9 protein-coding genes are annotated in these 16848 nt (G+C 42.0%); all 9 read right to left on the reverse strand.

Going from position 1 to position 16848, the window contains the following annotated elements; all coding sequences use genetic code 11:
• Positions 1-3 precede the first annotated feature (3 nt).
• The 9 genes from OQ267_RS11585 to OQ267_RS11625 all read right to left on the reverse strand — a co-directional run bounded on the left by OQ267_RS11585 (position 4) and on the right by OQ267_RS11625 (position 16838).
• Positions 4-1344, reverse strand: a complete 1341-nt coding sequence (locus OQ267_RS11585; protein WP_265836052.1) for a MutS-related protein — start codon at positions 1342-1344, stop codon at positions 4-6.
• Positions 1344-2690 (reverse strand): MutS-related protein, encoded by a 1347-nt coding sequence (locus OQ267_RS11590; RefSeq protein ID WP_265836053.1) that lies wholly within the window; start codon positions 2688-2690, stop codon positions 1344-1346. Before OQ267_RS11590 ends, OQ267_RS11585 begins: the two co-directional genes overlap by 1 nt.
• Before the next feature lie 78 nt (positions 2691-2768).
• Positions 2769-5210 (reverse strand): Gldg family protein, encoded by a 2442-nt coding sequence (locus OQ267_RS11595; protein ID WP_265836054.1) that lies wholly within the window; start codon positions 5208-5210, stop codon positions 2769-2771.
• Positions 5211-5222: 12 nt separating this feature from the next.
• Complete coding sequence (locus OQ267_RS11600; protein ID WP_265836209.1) at positions 5223-6146, reverse strand: ABC transporter ATP-binding protein; 924 nt, start codon at positions 6144-6146, stop codon at positions 5223-5225.
• Between the two features lie 85 nt (positions 6147-6231).
• Positions 6232-7746 carry a RagB/SusD family nutrient uptake outer membrane protein gene (locus OQ267_RS11605; protein ID WP_265836055.1) on the reverse strand — a complete coding sequence of 505 codons (1515 nt, stop codon included), beginning with the start codon at positions 7744-7746 and terminating at the stop codon, positions 6232-6234.
• Between the two features lie 18 nt (positions 7747-7764).
• Positions 7765-11439: a SusC/RagA family TonB-linked outer membrane protein gene (locus tag OQ267_RS11610; protein ID WP_265836056.1), complete on the reverse strand. Its 3675-nt coding sequence runs from the start codon at positions 11437-11439 to the stop codon at positions 7765-7767.
• A gap of 278 nt (positions 11440-11717) precedes the next feature.
• On the reverse strand, positions 11718-12854 hold the full coding sequence (locus OQ267_RS11615; RefSeq protein ID WP_265836057.1) for a FecR family protein: 1137 nt from the start codon (positions 12852-12854) through the stop codon (positions 11718-11720).
• Positions 12855-12964: 110 nt separating this feature from the next.
• Complete coding sequence (locus OQ267_RS11620; RefSeq protein ID WP_132401805.1) at positions 12965-13549, reverse strand: RNA polymerase sigma factor; 585 nt, start codon at positions 13547-13549, stop codon at positions 12965-12967.
• Positions 13550-13904: 355 nt separating this feature from the next.
• Positions 13905-16838, reverse strand: a complete 2934-nt coding sequence (locus tag OQ267_RS11625) for a M16 family metallopeptidase (RefSeq protein WP_265836058.1) — start codon at positions 16836-16838, stop codon at positions 13905-13907.
• Positions 16839-16848 lie beyond the last annotated feature (10 nt).

Here is a 16848-nt window from a genome sequence, read left to right on the forward strand (position 1 = left end):
ATATTATTGTTTTGTTTCGGAGGTTTTCCCCCTGATAATATCAAGGATACCTTCGTTCTCTATAATCATCATTCCGTGTCTGTCGGCCGTTATACCTTCTGCCAGACGGTAAGTATACCTGGGAACAGTACCTTCCATTACTGTTGGCAGGTAGGTAAAGCGAAAATTAGGGCATCGTTCTCTTAGCGCCTCTCCCACTTCAACAATGTGGGTAGAGATTATAAAGAAACAATTGCGATTGGTAGAAAACGCTTCGGTTATACTTAATGTCGCATCATAGGCATCCTTAACGTTGGTACCCTTAAAAAGCTCATCGAATATCACGATCAGGTCTTTGTCTGCAGCAACCTGTTCCGCAACTGTTTTTACACGCAGCACCTCGGCATAAAAGTGACTATAACCCATATCCAGGTTATCGGATACGTTAATGGAAGAAAACAGACCGTCTTTTACAGAGAAGGTCATCTCATCGGCAGCAACCGGGAAACCCATGTGTGCCAGGTAACAGCTAATCCCAAAGGCTTTCATCAATGTAGATTTGCCTGCCATATTTGCTCCTGTAAGGAAAATAACGTTATTCCCTTTATCCATCGAAAGCGCATTTCCAACAGCGTTACGCACGGTTGGATGAAAAAGCCGCGTAACGGATAAGGTATTGTGGTGTTTTGGCAATGCTTTGGCATAGCAAAATCCCATCCGGGCGGCCACAGTTGCCACGGCTAGATAAACATCCAGCTGACACATCAACTGCAACAGGTATTTCATTTGCCCGTGCAGGCGTGTTCGCAACAAATGATCGTATTTTACAACGTTCAGTAAGCTAAGGTTTGCAAAGTCATTTTCCTGCTTAAGCCAAATCAAATCTTTGTCTTCAAAAATGGTATTTATTGCTTTTATATCGTCTTTATACGGGCTTTCAACATCGGGCAGGGTTGTGGCAAAAGCGCTAAAGCGATTCAGCAATGCTACGGTTTGGCATACATCGTCATGAAGCTGTTGATAAGCTGTACCCTGCGCGGCTACCTGCATTACTTTTTTTGAAATAACCCCCATACCAATGGCCAGTCGGTTGCTGTTGCTACCCGAAGCCAGGTAATTTTCCATTACACCAAACTCGGCCTGGCTAAATGGAAATTTAATGTTATTGCCGGTAAAATATTTAAAGATGCTGCTGCGCTTATTGATGGCATCTGCATCTGTAAGCGGGCGTTGAAACATTTCTTCCATCAGCTTTCTTCCGCCTTCGGTTATCACCTCGTCAAATAACCGCGAAATAGAATTATTTTTATGCCTGCCCGGAATATTCAGGTCATTCAGCGTTTGTTTATCTGCAAAAAAACTCATTATACTCCTGTTTTATTTTTGCGGCTACCAAGAATTTCCAGTATCCGTTCATTGTTGATGATGATCATTCCATGCCTGTCGGCAGTGATGCCTTGCTCTAGTTTATAGGTATAAACTGGTTGGTTTCCTTCCATAAGCGTAGGCAGGTAAACAAAGTTGATGTTGCTGCAATCTTTCCGCAACACTTCCCCCGCTTCTATAATGTGGGTAGATACCACGAATATGCAGTTGCGCTTTTCGGCAAAGGCCTTTGTAATGGCAATAGTGCCTTCGTAAGCATCTTTAACATTGGTTCCCCTGAAGAGTTCATCAAAAACAACAAACAGGTTTTTGCCGGCACCCAACTCTTTTGCTATCTTTTTAACCCGCAGCACTTCCGCATAAAAATGACTGTTACCGCTACTCAGATCATCAGGCAGATTGATGGTGGTATATAAGCCGTCCATCACCGAGAATTCCATTTTCCGGGCAGCCACCGGAAAGCCCATATGGGCCAGGTAAAGCGCTATTCCTAAAGTTTTCATAAAAGTTGATTTACCCGCCATATTAGCCCCCGTTAAAAAAACAATGTTATTTTGAGGACTGATGTCAATGCTGTTGGCAAGGGCATTTTTAACCAAAGGATGGTAAACGCCGCTAAACTTTACAGCGTGTTGTTTGCCTGCTACCGCCATCGGGAATACATAGTTATGTTTCAAGGCCACTTCGGCGATGGATATATATACGTCCAGCCGATAAATACAGTTAAGCAGTTCTTTTATTTGGAGGCGAAGGGTAAAGCGCAGCAGGTTATCATGATCCACAATTTCCACGTGGGATATTTTCACTGTTTGATTCAAGGTTAACAGTGGCGCAATGCCAGGATCGGCCAACAAAGCCGACATTTGGGCTAGCTCCTCGTGGTAAGGGGTATTTATTGCTGAAGATCTAATTTCCGTTATAAAATTATTCAGGGTATGCAGCAGTTGAATGATGGCTGTTATGCCATTGTATATTACTTTATAATCACCATCAGCGGATATAAGGTTGCCTATTTTACGACTGATGTTGTTGTCATCATGCCTAAGCTTAGTACGCTCATCGGTCATGGCCAGGTAAATCTCGGCACCATCAAGCAAATCGGTTTTAAACGGAAATTTCGCCTTAATATCATTGAAGTACTGAATAGTTGCGCTTCGGCTATTAATAGACTGTGCATCGCTAAGCGGGTACAGGAACATTTGCTCCAGTATATCTGCCCCACCCCTGGTATAGGTATTATTATATAGGCTGTATACCGAATCGGTGCCAGGCTTGCCTATAATATTCAGGTCGTTGAGTGTTTGTTTATCGGTATTAAAACTCATTGCATTATGTTTTAACTGTTAATAGCGGTGCGGGGAGACGGCCTTCTACTACCGCTCCCTTTACCACCAATCATCAACCTAACTTCTTCTTCTTTTAAATAATACGATGGCACCTATAATGGCAATAATGGCAGGGATAATCGCTTTGCACAACCACATTAATCCCGTTATTTGTCCACGGGATATTTTGATATCCATATCCCTTGCAGGCTGACGGGTAATATCGCTTGGAAACGCGCCATTGCTAAACCATCTAAAAAGGCCTTGTAAATAGTATTCATTATACTTGCTTTTTGGCCGCGATAATCCGCCATTGCTTGCAAAATCGGCATCTCCCGATACAACTATGCGCTGCTGTTTACCGTTGACAACTCTGCTAAGGGCAACACTAATGGGGAAAATTCCTTTTTCATCACCCTCATCTGCTTTAAAACTCAGGTCCGCTGTTGAGAGATCGAGCGAGCCTACATTAACCGGCACGGGTACATCAGACGATGCGTCGCCCCCGGATGCCGCTACGAGTCCACCACCTAAAGTGGAAGGTGATGCTGTGCCATTTGCTTTGACCGGAGCAGTCTTTTCTTTAATACTGCCCGGCGCAAACATTTTATTCCAGCCACCTGCAGTACTCATTAACAGGGGTGTAATTTTAAAACCGCCGGTAGGCTGATAATCAACTGCGGCGGCACCTTGCACACTTACAGTAAGACCGACTTTTTGCATTCTCGCCAGGTTTGAATCTATTTCGACGGCAGATTTATTCAATTTAGCGTTGATGAAACCAGGAGTAAGCATTTTATCTGGTTTAACCAGTATACCACCCTTCAACTGCACACCCAATTGCTTCAACAAAGGGTTAAGTAATTGCTGTCTACCGGGCTCACCAACAACCAGCATATTGCCGCCTTTGTTAATATAAGCTGTAATTTTAGCCAATTGATCCGAGGTAAATGGAATGGTAGGATCGCCAATTACGACAATATCGGTGTGCTCTGGAATGTCCGTTTTATTCAGTTTTAATGTATCAACATCAAAACCCTGATTCACCAGTGCATTACGACGGGTTTTTAAGCTGCTAAACGATTGGTAATCCCGATCGACCGGGCTGTCAATGCCCCGCTCTTTGTTACCCGTTATAAAAATAACCTTTGATGCGGGCATAATTAACCTTTTCAAAGCGGCGTTCATTTCCGCCTCACTCGCATATGAATCCTGCTCATTCATATAAAAACGCAGATAGGTGCTTTTACCCTTATATTCCAATTTTCGTACCAGCAGGAAACCTTCATCTTTAAGATCAATCTGTTTTTGCAACTGAGCGGGAGGCATAAACCGGTCGGGATCAATGCCTGTGGTTATTGCCGTTTGTTCGGCGATTTTATCAACGTCAGTAACGCCCTTCAGGTTGGGATTATACTTGAAAGTATAATAATTGGTATCAACAGGCTTTTGATAGTAGTAAACGTAATTCATATCCATACGCGGTATGAAACGCTGGTAGCTTTCTAACCTGCCCAAATCCATATTTCTGGATTGCGGCAACACATTATACAAGTTTGGCGCAAGCATATTTACATAAGTTGTAACTTTTAAAGGGCCTTCAATCTTTCCGGCAATTTCCTGACTCGGCTTGCCAATGGTCAGAGATTTACGGTCGGTGGTATCCAGGTAGCCCGTAAATAATGGTCTGGATGTAATATAGCCAAATGTTAAAGCCACAACCGCCAGTGCCACATAACGGCCAACTTTAACTGACCAGGGCTTACGCTCCCGTTGATTCTTTAATTTTAATACGCACAGCGTTAAAAATGATGTGATAATAATGAGGTAGTAAATAACGTCTTTAGTGGTAATAAGTCCTGCAAGCATCTTTTCAGTACGACCTGATATAGAAAGAAAATAGGTAAGATCACGCACGAAATCGTATTCCTGACCTATAACGCCAACATAGCGCATAACAGCAAATACGGCCAGTGTACTTATAGCAGCAACTACCTGATAGGTAGTGAGGCATGACATAAACAGGCCGATAGCAGCATAGGTACAGATCAGCAGATACAGTCCGAAAAGACCTGAAAGTATCAATCCAAAATCAGGATGAACAACAAAAAGAGCGCCGATTAGTCCGTAAATTAGCAATATCGCGATTAGCGTTAAACCGTAGGTTATAATGGCGAAGTATTTACCTAAAATGATTTCACTTAGTTTAACCGGCGATGACAGTAAAAGTTTAATGGAACCACTACTGGTTTCCCGGCTCATCAGGCCCATGGTTAAAATAGGTAGATACAGGTAAATATATCCTTGCATCGCGCTAAACAGTCCGTATTGACCATTGAATAGTGCACCGGTTATAGGCGTAGTTTGATAGCCCAAAGACAGTGTGGTACGTATTTGCTGGAGGTTATCTAAAAAGGTAAACCCACATTGTATCATGAATATGGTAAGCACTAACCAAGCCACAGGCGAATAAAACAGGATGCTGAGTTCTAACTTGGCTATTTTAAATATCTTTCTCATTTAATAATCTTCTTATTTTTTGTTTGATAATTGTGCAAAGACTTCATCAAGTGAGCCTTTTTCTAACATGATTTCTTTGAGCTCCCAGCCTTTCTGCACACTCATGGTAATTATCTTTTTGGTTATATCTGGCGAGGCATTAAATCGCAACCTGATGCGGCGGTCATTAAGCTGATCTACACCAGTAATTCCATCTACGGCACCCAGTTCCTCCATAGATGGCGGGTTATCCATAGACACCAGCATGGTATCAGACATAATATAATTGTTAAAAGCGTCCATGGTATCGGCAAATACCATTCGGCCATTTTCAATCATTCTGATGTCGCGGCATATGGCTTGAACTTCCGAAAGAATGTGTGAGGAAAATATCACTGCACGTTCTTCGGCTATTTCCTTAATCAATTTGCGCACTTCCAGTATCTGGTTCGGGTCTAGTCCGTTCGTTGGCTCGTCCAGCACCACCAGTTTGGGTTTATGTATAATGGCCTGGGCTATGCCCACACGCTGACGGTACCCTCCGGAAAGGTTACGTAGCAAACGGTCTTTAAAATGAGTAAGCCCACATTTCTCCATCACTTCGGCTACGGAACCTGCGATATTACGCTTGTCAATATTTCGGATTTCGCCGCAATAAGTAAGGTATTCGCCTACCGTAAGTTCCAGGTAAAGCGGTGCATTTTGCGGCAGAAAACCTAATAGTTTTTTGGCTTCTTCGGGTTGCTGTCTAATGTCTATACCATCAATATAAACATTGCCTTCAGTTTGGTTAAGCACGCCGCATAAAATGTTCATCGTCGTTGATTTGCCTGCACCGTTTGAACCCAACAAACCCAGAATACCGGTTTTGTCTATCTCAAAATTAATATCGCGAATGGCCCAGTCACGGCTGTAACGGTGCGAAAGGTTTTCTATTTTTACAATGCTTTGCTTCAATTTATTTTTCTTTAATATATAATAATCCAATCCGGAATGGTTTTTAGACCATTTCGGATTGGCATTTTCTTGAATTATTTTACCGTTATGGATTGTTCACCATGCCCGGATTTTGGACAACATAACTTGGGGGCAGGCGCAACGTGAGCCTGTTTGGCGTCAGCGTGTAAGTGGTGGCTTGCGTAGCATCAGTATAAAGAAAGTGCTGCGCCGCCGGCTGTCCGGAAAATATCGGATCGGTTGACAGGCGTCGCATATCAAACCAGTGATGCCCCTCCACAGCAAATTCCCTGATCCTTTCCTCAATAATAAATTTAACCAGCGCAACATTATCTGTCGTTACGCTAGCCGGAACGGCAGCCTCAGCAGCTGGAATCCGGTGTGTGCGTAAAGTCGTAACGTCGGCCACTGCGCCGGATAGATTTCCGGTACGGGCCTCTGCTTCAGCCCTCAACAGTATCAGATCAGGCAACTCTACTCCAATGCGTATAAATTTTAGGTTGGTCCTCTGCAATCTGCCACCAGGAATCTCTGTTTTTTGATCCGACCTTAGGTTGGAGTAGAACTTTAACCTCCAATCGTTCGCGGAAAACAATCCAATTGTTTTTGACGGTATCGTTAAAAAATCTGTCGGAAACTGGTTACCACCATAGGTACCTGCATAGGTAAACACTGCCCACAGAGATTCTTTAGTATCACTTGCGTTTGTAAAGGGTGAATTCGGACCATAGTAAGGATCGATAGGTAAGAATGATCCGCCAGAAGCCATCGTTACATTATAATCATATAAAGTCGGTGGGGTCTTCATTGCAGCCATATCTGTAAATGCCTTGTTTAGCATAGTTAGGGCTTCGTTATATTTACCCATGAACAGGTATATTTTCCCCAGCATCGCCTCAGCAGCGCCTTTTGAAATGCGGGTTTGCACAGCAGACTGAACAGGCAGGTTAGCAATAGCCTCCGTAAGATCACTGATCATGAAATCATAGTTTCCCTGAACAGTCCCCCGGTCGAAAGTTGCAACAGTTATATCGGCTGTTTTGATAATTGGGAAACCTGGGTCTGAACCAGCTGTACTTGCATTATAGGGTCTAGTAAAATAATTTACCAGTTGAAAGTTCGTGAACGCCCGCTGCGCCATCGCTTCAGCTTTAAGCTGCACTTTTTGCTGTTCGGTCCCACCTGTTGAACTTGCTGCCTCATTTATGATCTTATTGATGGTATATAGATTACCCAATAAAAATGACATGAACTGGGCTCTGCTTGAATTGCGGTCATTTGGCTGATCTACCAACGTAAAAACATCTGCCTCCCATTGAAACATTGCCCGTGCGCCCGGATAAGCCGAATAAGGAATATTATAAGCGTAAGCCTCGGCCGAAACCTCATCACCCATAATCGCTGCAGGCGTATAAATACCAACGTTTCCTCCTCCAAGCATATAAAAATTAGAGCCGTTCATTAACTTGTTATAATCGTCGTAGGTAACAGCCACAATGTTTCCCTTTGGTATTACTTCCAGATAGCTCTTTTTGCAGGAACCCAGTATAAGGGAGAACAGGGCGAAAGTGGTGGCTATGACATATTTGTATATTTTCATCTTCTTTTCTGTTATTGGTTAGAAATTAATGTTAGCACCCAAAGTAATCGTATGCTGATTAACCGGCATTATACGTGTGCCGCCGTAGTAAGCATTAGGGTCCTGAAATTCGGGATTGATTCCAAATTTGTTTGCTTTCCAGAGCAAAACATTGTTTAGCTGTACGCGTAATGACGCGCTTTCAATTTTTAACAAGCGTAAAACGCCGGGAGAAAGGTCATAACTAAGCGATGCATCGTTTAACTTCAGGTAAGAAGAACTTACTACATTAATATCAGCAGCGGTGTAAAACTGGGTACTGCGAACGCCATAGGGTTCTGAGGATAGATAGCCTGGGATGTTGGTGGTTTTTTCATCTCCCGGCTTTTGCCAGCGTTGCAAAAACTCAACATTCAAATTTCCGCCCAAATTGCCTGTTGTACTGATAAAGCCATTGTAAGTCGGGTTCACATCTCTGCGCATTAACCCGCCAAGGCTGTAATACATATTTATCGCAAGACGAAATTGTTTGTACCTGAAATTATTGCTTATACCGCCATTTAGTTTAGGAATGGTAGTACCCATATATATCAGGTCATCCCGTGTAGGTTTATTGGGGTCGGAGGTAATTGAGCCGTCTTTTAAATATACCTGCGGGTAACCCTTGTCATTCAACCCGGCATACTGATAGGCAAAAAGCGAATTACGGGAATAGCCAACTATAGATGTTCCGCTTATTAAGTTAATTGGCGCAAGTTGAGAACTTGTAGGTATTTCATATTCGACTATCTTATTTGTATTGCGGCCCAAATTGAGGCTGGTCTGCCAGGTAAAGTTTCTGGATGTAACATTTAGACTGTTAAGGGTTATATTGAGACCTTTGTTAAGCATCTTGCCAAGATTTGCCGTTGAAGTGCTTGAACCTGTAAAATAGTTAACCGGAGCGTCGCCGAGTAGGTCAACTGTTTTTTTGTGGTAATATTCAACAGAACCAGAAAGGCGTGATTTTAGAACGGCGAAATCAATACCGATATTAGTGGTATACGTAGCTTCCCAGCTTAGTTTGCTGTTTCGCGCACTTGCCAGCTGGTAAGCGGGACCGCCAATAAGCGGATATTGATAATTGGTTGTTTCTGCCCTTAATACGTCAAAAACAGTAGCGGCGGCACCTAAATATGGAGAATTTCCCATGACGCCGTATGTACCACGCAGGGCCAGTGCGTCAAGCCACTTAATCCCCTCCATAAACTGCTCGTTTTTAAGGTTCCATTTAACACCAGCGCTGTAAGAAGGCTTGTTTTGGGCAGATACATCGCTACCGAATAAATTACTATGGTCTGTTCTCCAGCTTCCATCAAGGCTGTATTTGTTGTTTAAGGTGTAGCTGGCCAATGCAAAGTAAGAACTGTACCTGGTTGTCGTCTGTTCATCTTTAAATGGCTGATTTACAAAACCGCCAAAGCCACCAATAGTTCCGAACACACCCTGGTTTAATGTATAATAATCCAGTAATGGGTAGGATTGCAGTTGTGCATCATAGCCATAAATCGATTTGATACTTCCAGTGCTCAATAACTCATTCGCTTCCTGTCCGCCTTGTATCGATAACAGGTCTTTACCGCCTCTGCCAGAATAGTTATAAGACAATTGGTTACGCACGGTCCAGCGACGCTGGTTGTTATTGGCTGCTTCGTAATATTCGCCATCAACGGGGATAAGGTAGGTTGGTGGGTCGCCTGCAAAAGTGTTATTAAGCAATTGTTTACGGTAACTGTAGGCTTTATTGTCCCTGCTAAATATCATTGACGTTGGCGATACAGAATAGCCATAGGTACCCAGATATTGCAGTCCTTTCCATAACCTTACGGTTGCGTTACCGACCACATTGACAACGTAAGAATTCGTTTTATTATTGGTATAACCTAACTCGTCAAAAGGTTGGTAGGTTCCCATATCGATGCCACTTTGTGCAGAAAAATCTTTAATCACATCGGGCGTCCAGCCTGATAGGTATGGCAAGTTGATGTTGTTCCCGTTTGCATCTTTGAACAACTGGTAAGGTAAAACATCAGCTCCAATTGTGAGGCCTCCTTTTGATGAATTAAGGTTATTAGCCAGTTGTGTATTCAAAGAGAACGAAAAACGATCATTAGGCGTAAAGGATTGGCTGAGGTTTATTTTATAGGCTGTGCTACCGGAACCTATTGTTGAGGATCGCGAATTGGCATAACCTAAAGATCCGTAAACCGAATAGGTACGAGTACCTCCCGAAGCGGAAAGCGTATGGTTTGTGGTGTAGCCATTGCGGTACCACAAATCTTTAACCTGGCTGGAATTATCTATTCTGGCCATACTATCTAACTGCGCACTTGCAGTTGCTGCCGATATTAGTCCCTGGTTTTGATTATAAAGCACCTGCAAACTTGGTGCAATAGGACCATAAAAGTTATAAGGGCTGTTTATCGAGCTATAGTCATAGGTTACCGGATCAAATAGTTGTTTGGCAACGTCAATGTACTGGCTGCTGCTTAAATATCTTTTGCGTGCATAATCAAAATCAGGCTTGCCGTCAAAATTAACGAACCCGTTATAGGAGATTTTTAAATCCTGGTTCTTTCCTCCCGATTTAGTTGTTACAACTATTACCCCGTTTGCAGCTTGTGCTCCCCAGATAGCGGCGGCGGCAGCATCTTTTAGTACGGTAATATCTGCGACGTCATCAAGGTTTACTACGCTAAAATCAGGTACAATTACGCCATTTACAACGTACAAAGGCTGCGACTTTAAGCGAATGCTGTTGTCACCCCTTATCACAGCCCTTTGTGTTTTCGCTCCTGTAGTCGGATCGGAATCATAGCCATTTACCGAATAAGGTGTAAGTAGCATTCCAGGTATTTGCCCCTCTAACCTGCTCACCAGGTCTAATGAACTTGAACGATTTGCGAAAACTTTCATATCTGGCTTCGAGAACGAGCCTGTAGCACGTTCTTTTGATAATTTTTGGTAACCAGTTTGAACCTGAACTTCAACCAGTTGCAGGGTGTTAACACGCAATACAATATTTTGAAATGGCGTATTTTCAGTAACCTTAAATGTCGCTAGTTGATATCCGATATACGATACGCCTAACTCATCCCCCACTTCTGCGTCAAAATTAAAATTCCCTTTTGTGTCAGTAATGTAGTTTATGTCGCCGGAGGTAACAGGTGACTTTTCTTGAACAGGAACCAGTTCCCCATTTTTGCCTTTGACTACAACAGGAGCCAGAGCCACTGAGTTACGGGGATTACGCACCCGCTGGCCGTTGGCTTTTTTTATAAAAAAAATCGTTGCGCCGCTTAGTGGATTACCTAAAGTGTCGGTCACAATACCTCTTACTGGGACAGCAGAGAATAAAAACGATCTAATTTTTTCTATAACTGATGCCGTGGCAGGCTTTAAAATGATGTTGTTACCTACGATGGAATAGGTAGCTGGCAAACCCGCAAAACAAGCGTCGAGCGCTTTTTCAATAGGCGCGTTATTTATACTTACACTTATAAAAGGAACCTTTAATTTATCCTCATCATAAATAAAGTTATAGCCTGTTTGCTTTTCTATTTTTAGCAAAATCTTTTCTAAAGGTGCGTGTTTCTCATTAAGGGTTACTTGGCTGAGGCTTTTTGCACTGACCTGTAGTAGACCGATTAATAGCAATAGTGTTGACAACTTCATAATTCTAAGGAGTTGTTGAAGGTTAGGCCATGCCACAGGCACAGCTATTAATATAGCACGAAATTTCATTACATTTGTGATGTTTGGATTAATACACTAAACTCAGTTCAAAATTTGTTTTCCCGGAAACGGGAAGGGTTAGTCCAAAAGCTTCCGTGGCTGTGCGTCAACACAGCTGCGGTTTTTTATGGCTCCCCTGTGCAGCTAGATTGGTTGTCGTAAATAGTGGGTCATGTTGGTTTGGTTTTTAGGTGGTTGATAGTTTAATTAATTATTTTTTATTTCTTCAGTATCGTAATCTTCCTGCCCTCGGCTTTAAATTTTATACCTAATTTATTTAGTATTGTTAACACTTGCGACGCGTCAGCTGCGCGCTGCACTTTACCTGTTATTGCTACATCAGGCACATCGCCCTCATAAGCCACTTCAACATCGTACCACCTTGCAAATTGTCGCATTACGGTTTGCAAGTCAGCACGTTTAAACCTGAAGATGCCATTCTTCCAGGCCATGGTTGTTTCTATGTCAGCATTACTTACACTAATTGGTAAAGTATCACCACTCCCTTTTACAATGGAGCGTTGGCCGGGCTTCAAGCTGATGTTGTTGCCAACATTGGATACCTTTACGCTTCCTTCCAGTAAGGTTGTAGTGGTCGATCCCTCATTATTATATGCGTTAATATTAAAATGGGTGCCCAATACCATGACTGTTTGCCCCCTACTGATTACTTTAAATGGCTTTGCCTGGTTATGGGCAACTTCAAAATAAGCTTGTCCAGTAAGTTCAACTTTACGGTTTGTACCTTTAAAGACAACAGGATAACGCAAGGAAGAATGCGCATCCAATGTAACTTTGGTTCCGTCAGACAGTATGAGTTCGTAAGTACCGCCAGCTGGTGTAATAATCTTATTTTGTTCCTCTATGCTATTATCAGCAGCGGGACGGATGTTGTAAAGTACTTTTCCGTCTGCCGTTTTATTAATCGTAGCACTACCCTGCTTAGCTACCTGACCGTTTTGCGCATCGGTCAAGACTACCTGCTGGCCGTTGCCTAAAATTAATATCGCCTTATTGCCACCCGGCTTAGCAATCCGTGAAATTTCATTAATAACCTCATTCTGTTTAACTTCCTGGTAATTTGACAGGTAAATGCCAACAGAGATAATGGCAAGCAATATTGCAGCGGCGGTGGCTATGCGGTACCAGGTACCGAAGCGTCTAACCTTCGCACTGTTAACAGGAAGTTTTTTCCAGATGTTATCAAGGTCGCTTTGCCTTTCCTCAATAGAGAGTTGTGGTACATTTTTTTGCTCAAATTGTAAATACCAGGCTTCAACCAATGCTATTTCATTGTCCGAGGCATTTCCTGCATTGTATTTTTTTATTAATGAGGTAATTTGTTGATCTGTCATAGCTAATTATCAGATTTTCATCCCTAATTAAATACATGACAGGAAACTGGTGGGGTAAGGGGTAGACAAAAACAAAATAAATTAATATTTGTTTAAAATTATTCGAAAATCTATATTCTGCTTATTAAAATAATATAAGCAATCAAACTGAGCCGCATTCTAAGAATTTTCAGGGCATTTTTTATTTGTTTTGTAACAGTTTGCTCAGAAATACCAAGTTGCTCAGCGATTTGTTTATGCGTTAAGTTTGATTTACGGCTCAATTCAAAAACTTCCCGCATTTTTGCGGGGAGGGCCGCAATTTCTTTATCAATTATTGCGCTAAATTCATTCTGCCGTACCAGATGATCAGCCGGAGGCACAAAATCTTTAGCAAAGGCTGATAATGAATCCATGTATTTGGATTCCACAACGCGGTGTTCAATAATGTTGAGCACCCTGTTACGTATTGATGTATATAAATAAGCCGGCAAGGTTGTGGTTAAAAAAATATCTTCCCTTTTTAACCATAAACTGGTAAACAAATCCTGCACAACATCGTTAGCAGCATCCCTGTCACCTAATTTTTTATATGCATGGGTATGCAACGACCACTTATACCGATTATAGATTTCAGTGTAGGCATCCTGGCTACCCTTCCGAAGTAAGGAAATAAGAACATCATCAGTAGTGTCGACCAGGGAAACCAATTTCATAAATTAAGTTAACACTAAGATAAAGAAAATTTAATGGAAACGTAGTGATGTACCCATATTCAGAGTTGTTATTGTGACAACCGCTATAATTTATCGGCTACATGAAAGAAGAATTGACGCGAAAAGATTAAGTCACTCGTTAATTAGCATTACTTTGTTGCTCCAAAAAGGTTCGCCAACAATAGTACCTATTGGCGATTTGGAACATGGTTATTATTTTCTTCGTTCATTGGTTAAAATATGTAGGTCTGGGCGGCTTTTTAAAAAATAACCACGGACGTACCGTTAGCTTGCGATTAAAATATTGACAAAGCACGATACATCCGATGGTAAAGTCACACTTTAAGTATTGAATCTAGTAGCCAAAAATCTCCTCCAGGCTTAATTTAGTCACCCTGCCAAACTTTTGCATATCTTCCAATTTTACATTTTTCTCAGCAGCAATGATGCAATACTTATAAGATTTTCCAGCTACATGTTCTTTATGGAAGGTTTTAATATCTGCAAATCTTAATGGCTTTAGACCTTCATATAAATCAATTCTGGAATCATGATCCAAACCTCTCCTCTTATCCCCAAAATAAGCTGAAATAATTCTTTCGCCAGTAATCCTGTTGGTTTCCAGTCCGTTCAATGTATTATTTTTAGAAACTTCAAAAGACTGATCTATCTCAGGAAGATCTGCCAGCAGCTCATTCATACTTTTTACAGCCTCGTTCATTTTATCTGCCTGACTTCCCACATAAGCAGTCATCACATTCAACCTGCCTTTTTTGTTGGGAGAGAGGTAAAACGCTTCAGTAGAATAGGCCAGTCCTTTAGATTCCCTGATAGACTGGGCAACGACCGACTCTATTCCATCACCAAAATAACTATTAAACAAGTCTATCTTCGCCTCCAGTTTCGGATCAGAGGGTTCGGTGTTGCGAAGCCAGGAAACTTCAGCCTGAACCATGTCATAATTCACAAAGTAAACCTCATTCGTATCGGTCAGCACTGAGCTATATTTTCTGGCTACAGGTTCAGGGAGAAATTCTTTTGGTAAGTAATGGAGTTTTCTTAGACCGGCCGTAAATACGTCCATCGTTTCAGGGCCAAAATAAGTAACGATATGTTTGTACTTACTGAAATTGTGTAGCTGGGATAGCAATTGCGCTGAGCTGATGCTTCGGATTTCATCATTACTCAAGTTGGTGTTAAAAGGATTTTTTGGTCCATATTGGGCATAGCTCTTGAGGCCAGCCTGAATATAATCTTTATCAGACTTGCTGTTCTCCCTTTCTTGAAAGATCGCATTTTTTAGCTCGGTTAATGCCTGCTCATCGGCTTTACAGCCAGCAAAGACTTGTTCGGTTAAACGTACAGCCTGATAAAAATTCTCCTGCAAACCGCTTATGGTAATGCTGGCATTTTCGGTCCCAACATTGAAGCTATAGGTACAGGCAATGTTGTAGAATTGTCTTTTAATCTCTTCTGCACTGAATTTTTCTGTGCCCAGGAACGGAAGGTACTGCGCTGCGTAATTCAATAAGGGTAAATTCCAGTTGCCGATATCAAATCGATAGGTTAAACTGAAGAGACTATTGTCTGTATTTTGCACGGTAATTACATTGGCAATCCCTTCTTTGCTAAAATTAAGGTCTTTTCTGTAATCCAGAAACTTAGGCAGGATGGGTTTAACAGGGAGCAGGGACAGTGCTTTAGCAAATTCAGAAGTGGCCAGTGCATTGGTTTTAACTGGCGTTATCTGTGGTTTTTCAACTTTCACCATACTTTTATCTGCCCCCTGATGCTTATAGGTGACGATATAATTATCAAGAAAAAATTGCTTAGCGAAAGCTACAACTTCATTTTTAGTAATGCTTGCCATAGCATCCAAACTAGCTAATGTATTGTCCCAATTAACGCCCCGGTTCAGGATGAACTCGCGCATAATGGCATTAACACGGAAGCGGTTCTGGCTTGATTCTTTCAACAGATCCAGCTTTTTATTAGCTACCGTGGCTTTTATTAAGCTTTCATCAAAATCACCATTTTTAAGCAGGGCAATCTGATCCAGCAACAAAGCTCTGGCCTGATCCAATGTCTGACCCTTTTTAGGCTGGGCAGTTAAACTGAAAACGCCATAATCTTTCATCTGCTGATAACCCCCATCAGCGTACTGAACTTTCTGCTGCTGGTTTAGATTAATGTCTGCCAGGCCGGCCTTCCCGTTAAACAGGATGCCCGAAATCAGGGATAACATTTTACTTTCGGATGTCGACTGGGCTGCTCCTCTAAAGGATATTTTAACACGCTCAGCACTTGGACCATATACATCAACTTGCTCGATTTTTGTTATTGGTTTTTCGGGTGCAGGATTGTACAGTTCCAATGGTTTAGGTTGCATGTAGGCGAATGAACGGTCTATTTTCTTGATGAGTTCATCGGAAACAAAATCACCGGCAAAAACCAGGAGCATATTGTTTGGGACATAATACTTATTGTAATATTTCCTGATTTCTACCAATGATGGATTTTTCAAATGTGCTATGGTGCCGATAGTAGTTTGCTGCCCGTAATTATGCGTCGGAAACAATTTTGCAGAGGTTTGCTCTTCAATCTTTCTGTCATCATCGTCCAGTCCTCTATTCTTTTCTTCATACACGGCTTCCAGTTCAGTATGAAAAAGGCGGAATACCGGATTACGGAAACGCTCTGCCTGCAAAGCCAGGAATTGGTCGGTTGCGTTGGAAGAAAAATCCTCATCGTAGACGGTTTCTTCATTCCAGGTATGCGCATTGCTGGATTTCCCACCAATCGATTTCATCATTTTTCCGTACTCACCAGCAATTGAATAATTGGACGCTTCGCCGGATACCTGGTCGATTTTAGCATAAATCTCCTTGCGTTTTAGCAGATCGGCTGTCTGACGATATTTTTCATACAATATTTCTATGCTATCGAGTAATGGTTTTTCTTTAGCATAATTTAACGTTCCAAACTTGTCGGTTCCTTTAAAAAGCATGTGCTCCAGGTAATGCGCCAGACCGGTAGCATTTTTAGGATCTGTATTGCTGCCTGCCCTCACGGCCAGTTTAAATTCAACGACCGGTGCTTTGGCATTTTGAGATAATACTACCGTGAGGCCATTCTTCAAAGTGTAGAATCGCGATTTGGTAGGGTCATTGGTTACATACTTATACGTATAACCGCCGGATGTGGCTTCCTTCCACTCATAAGACTTTTGCGCTATTAGCCTGAAACAAGCAAATTGCAGTATGGCAAACAACAGGAATTTGTATTTCATGCGAATAATT

The organism is Pedobacter sp. MR22-3, from assembly GCF_026240075.1.
Lineage (GTDB): Bacteria > Bacteroidota > Bacteroidia > Sphingobacteriales > Sphingobacteriaceae > Pedobacter.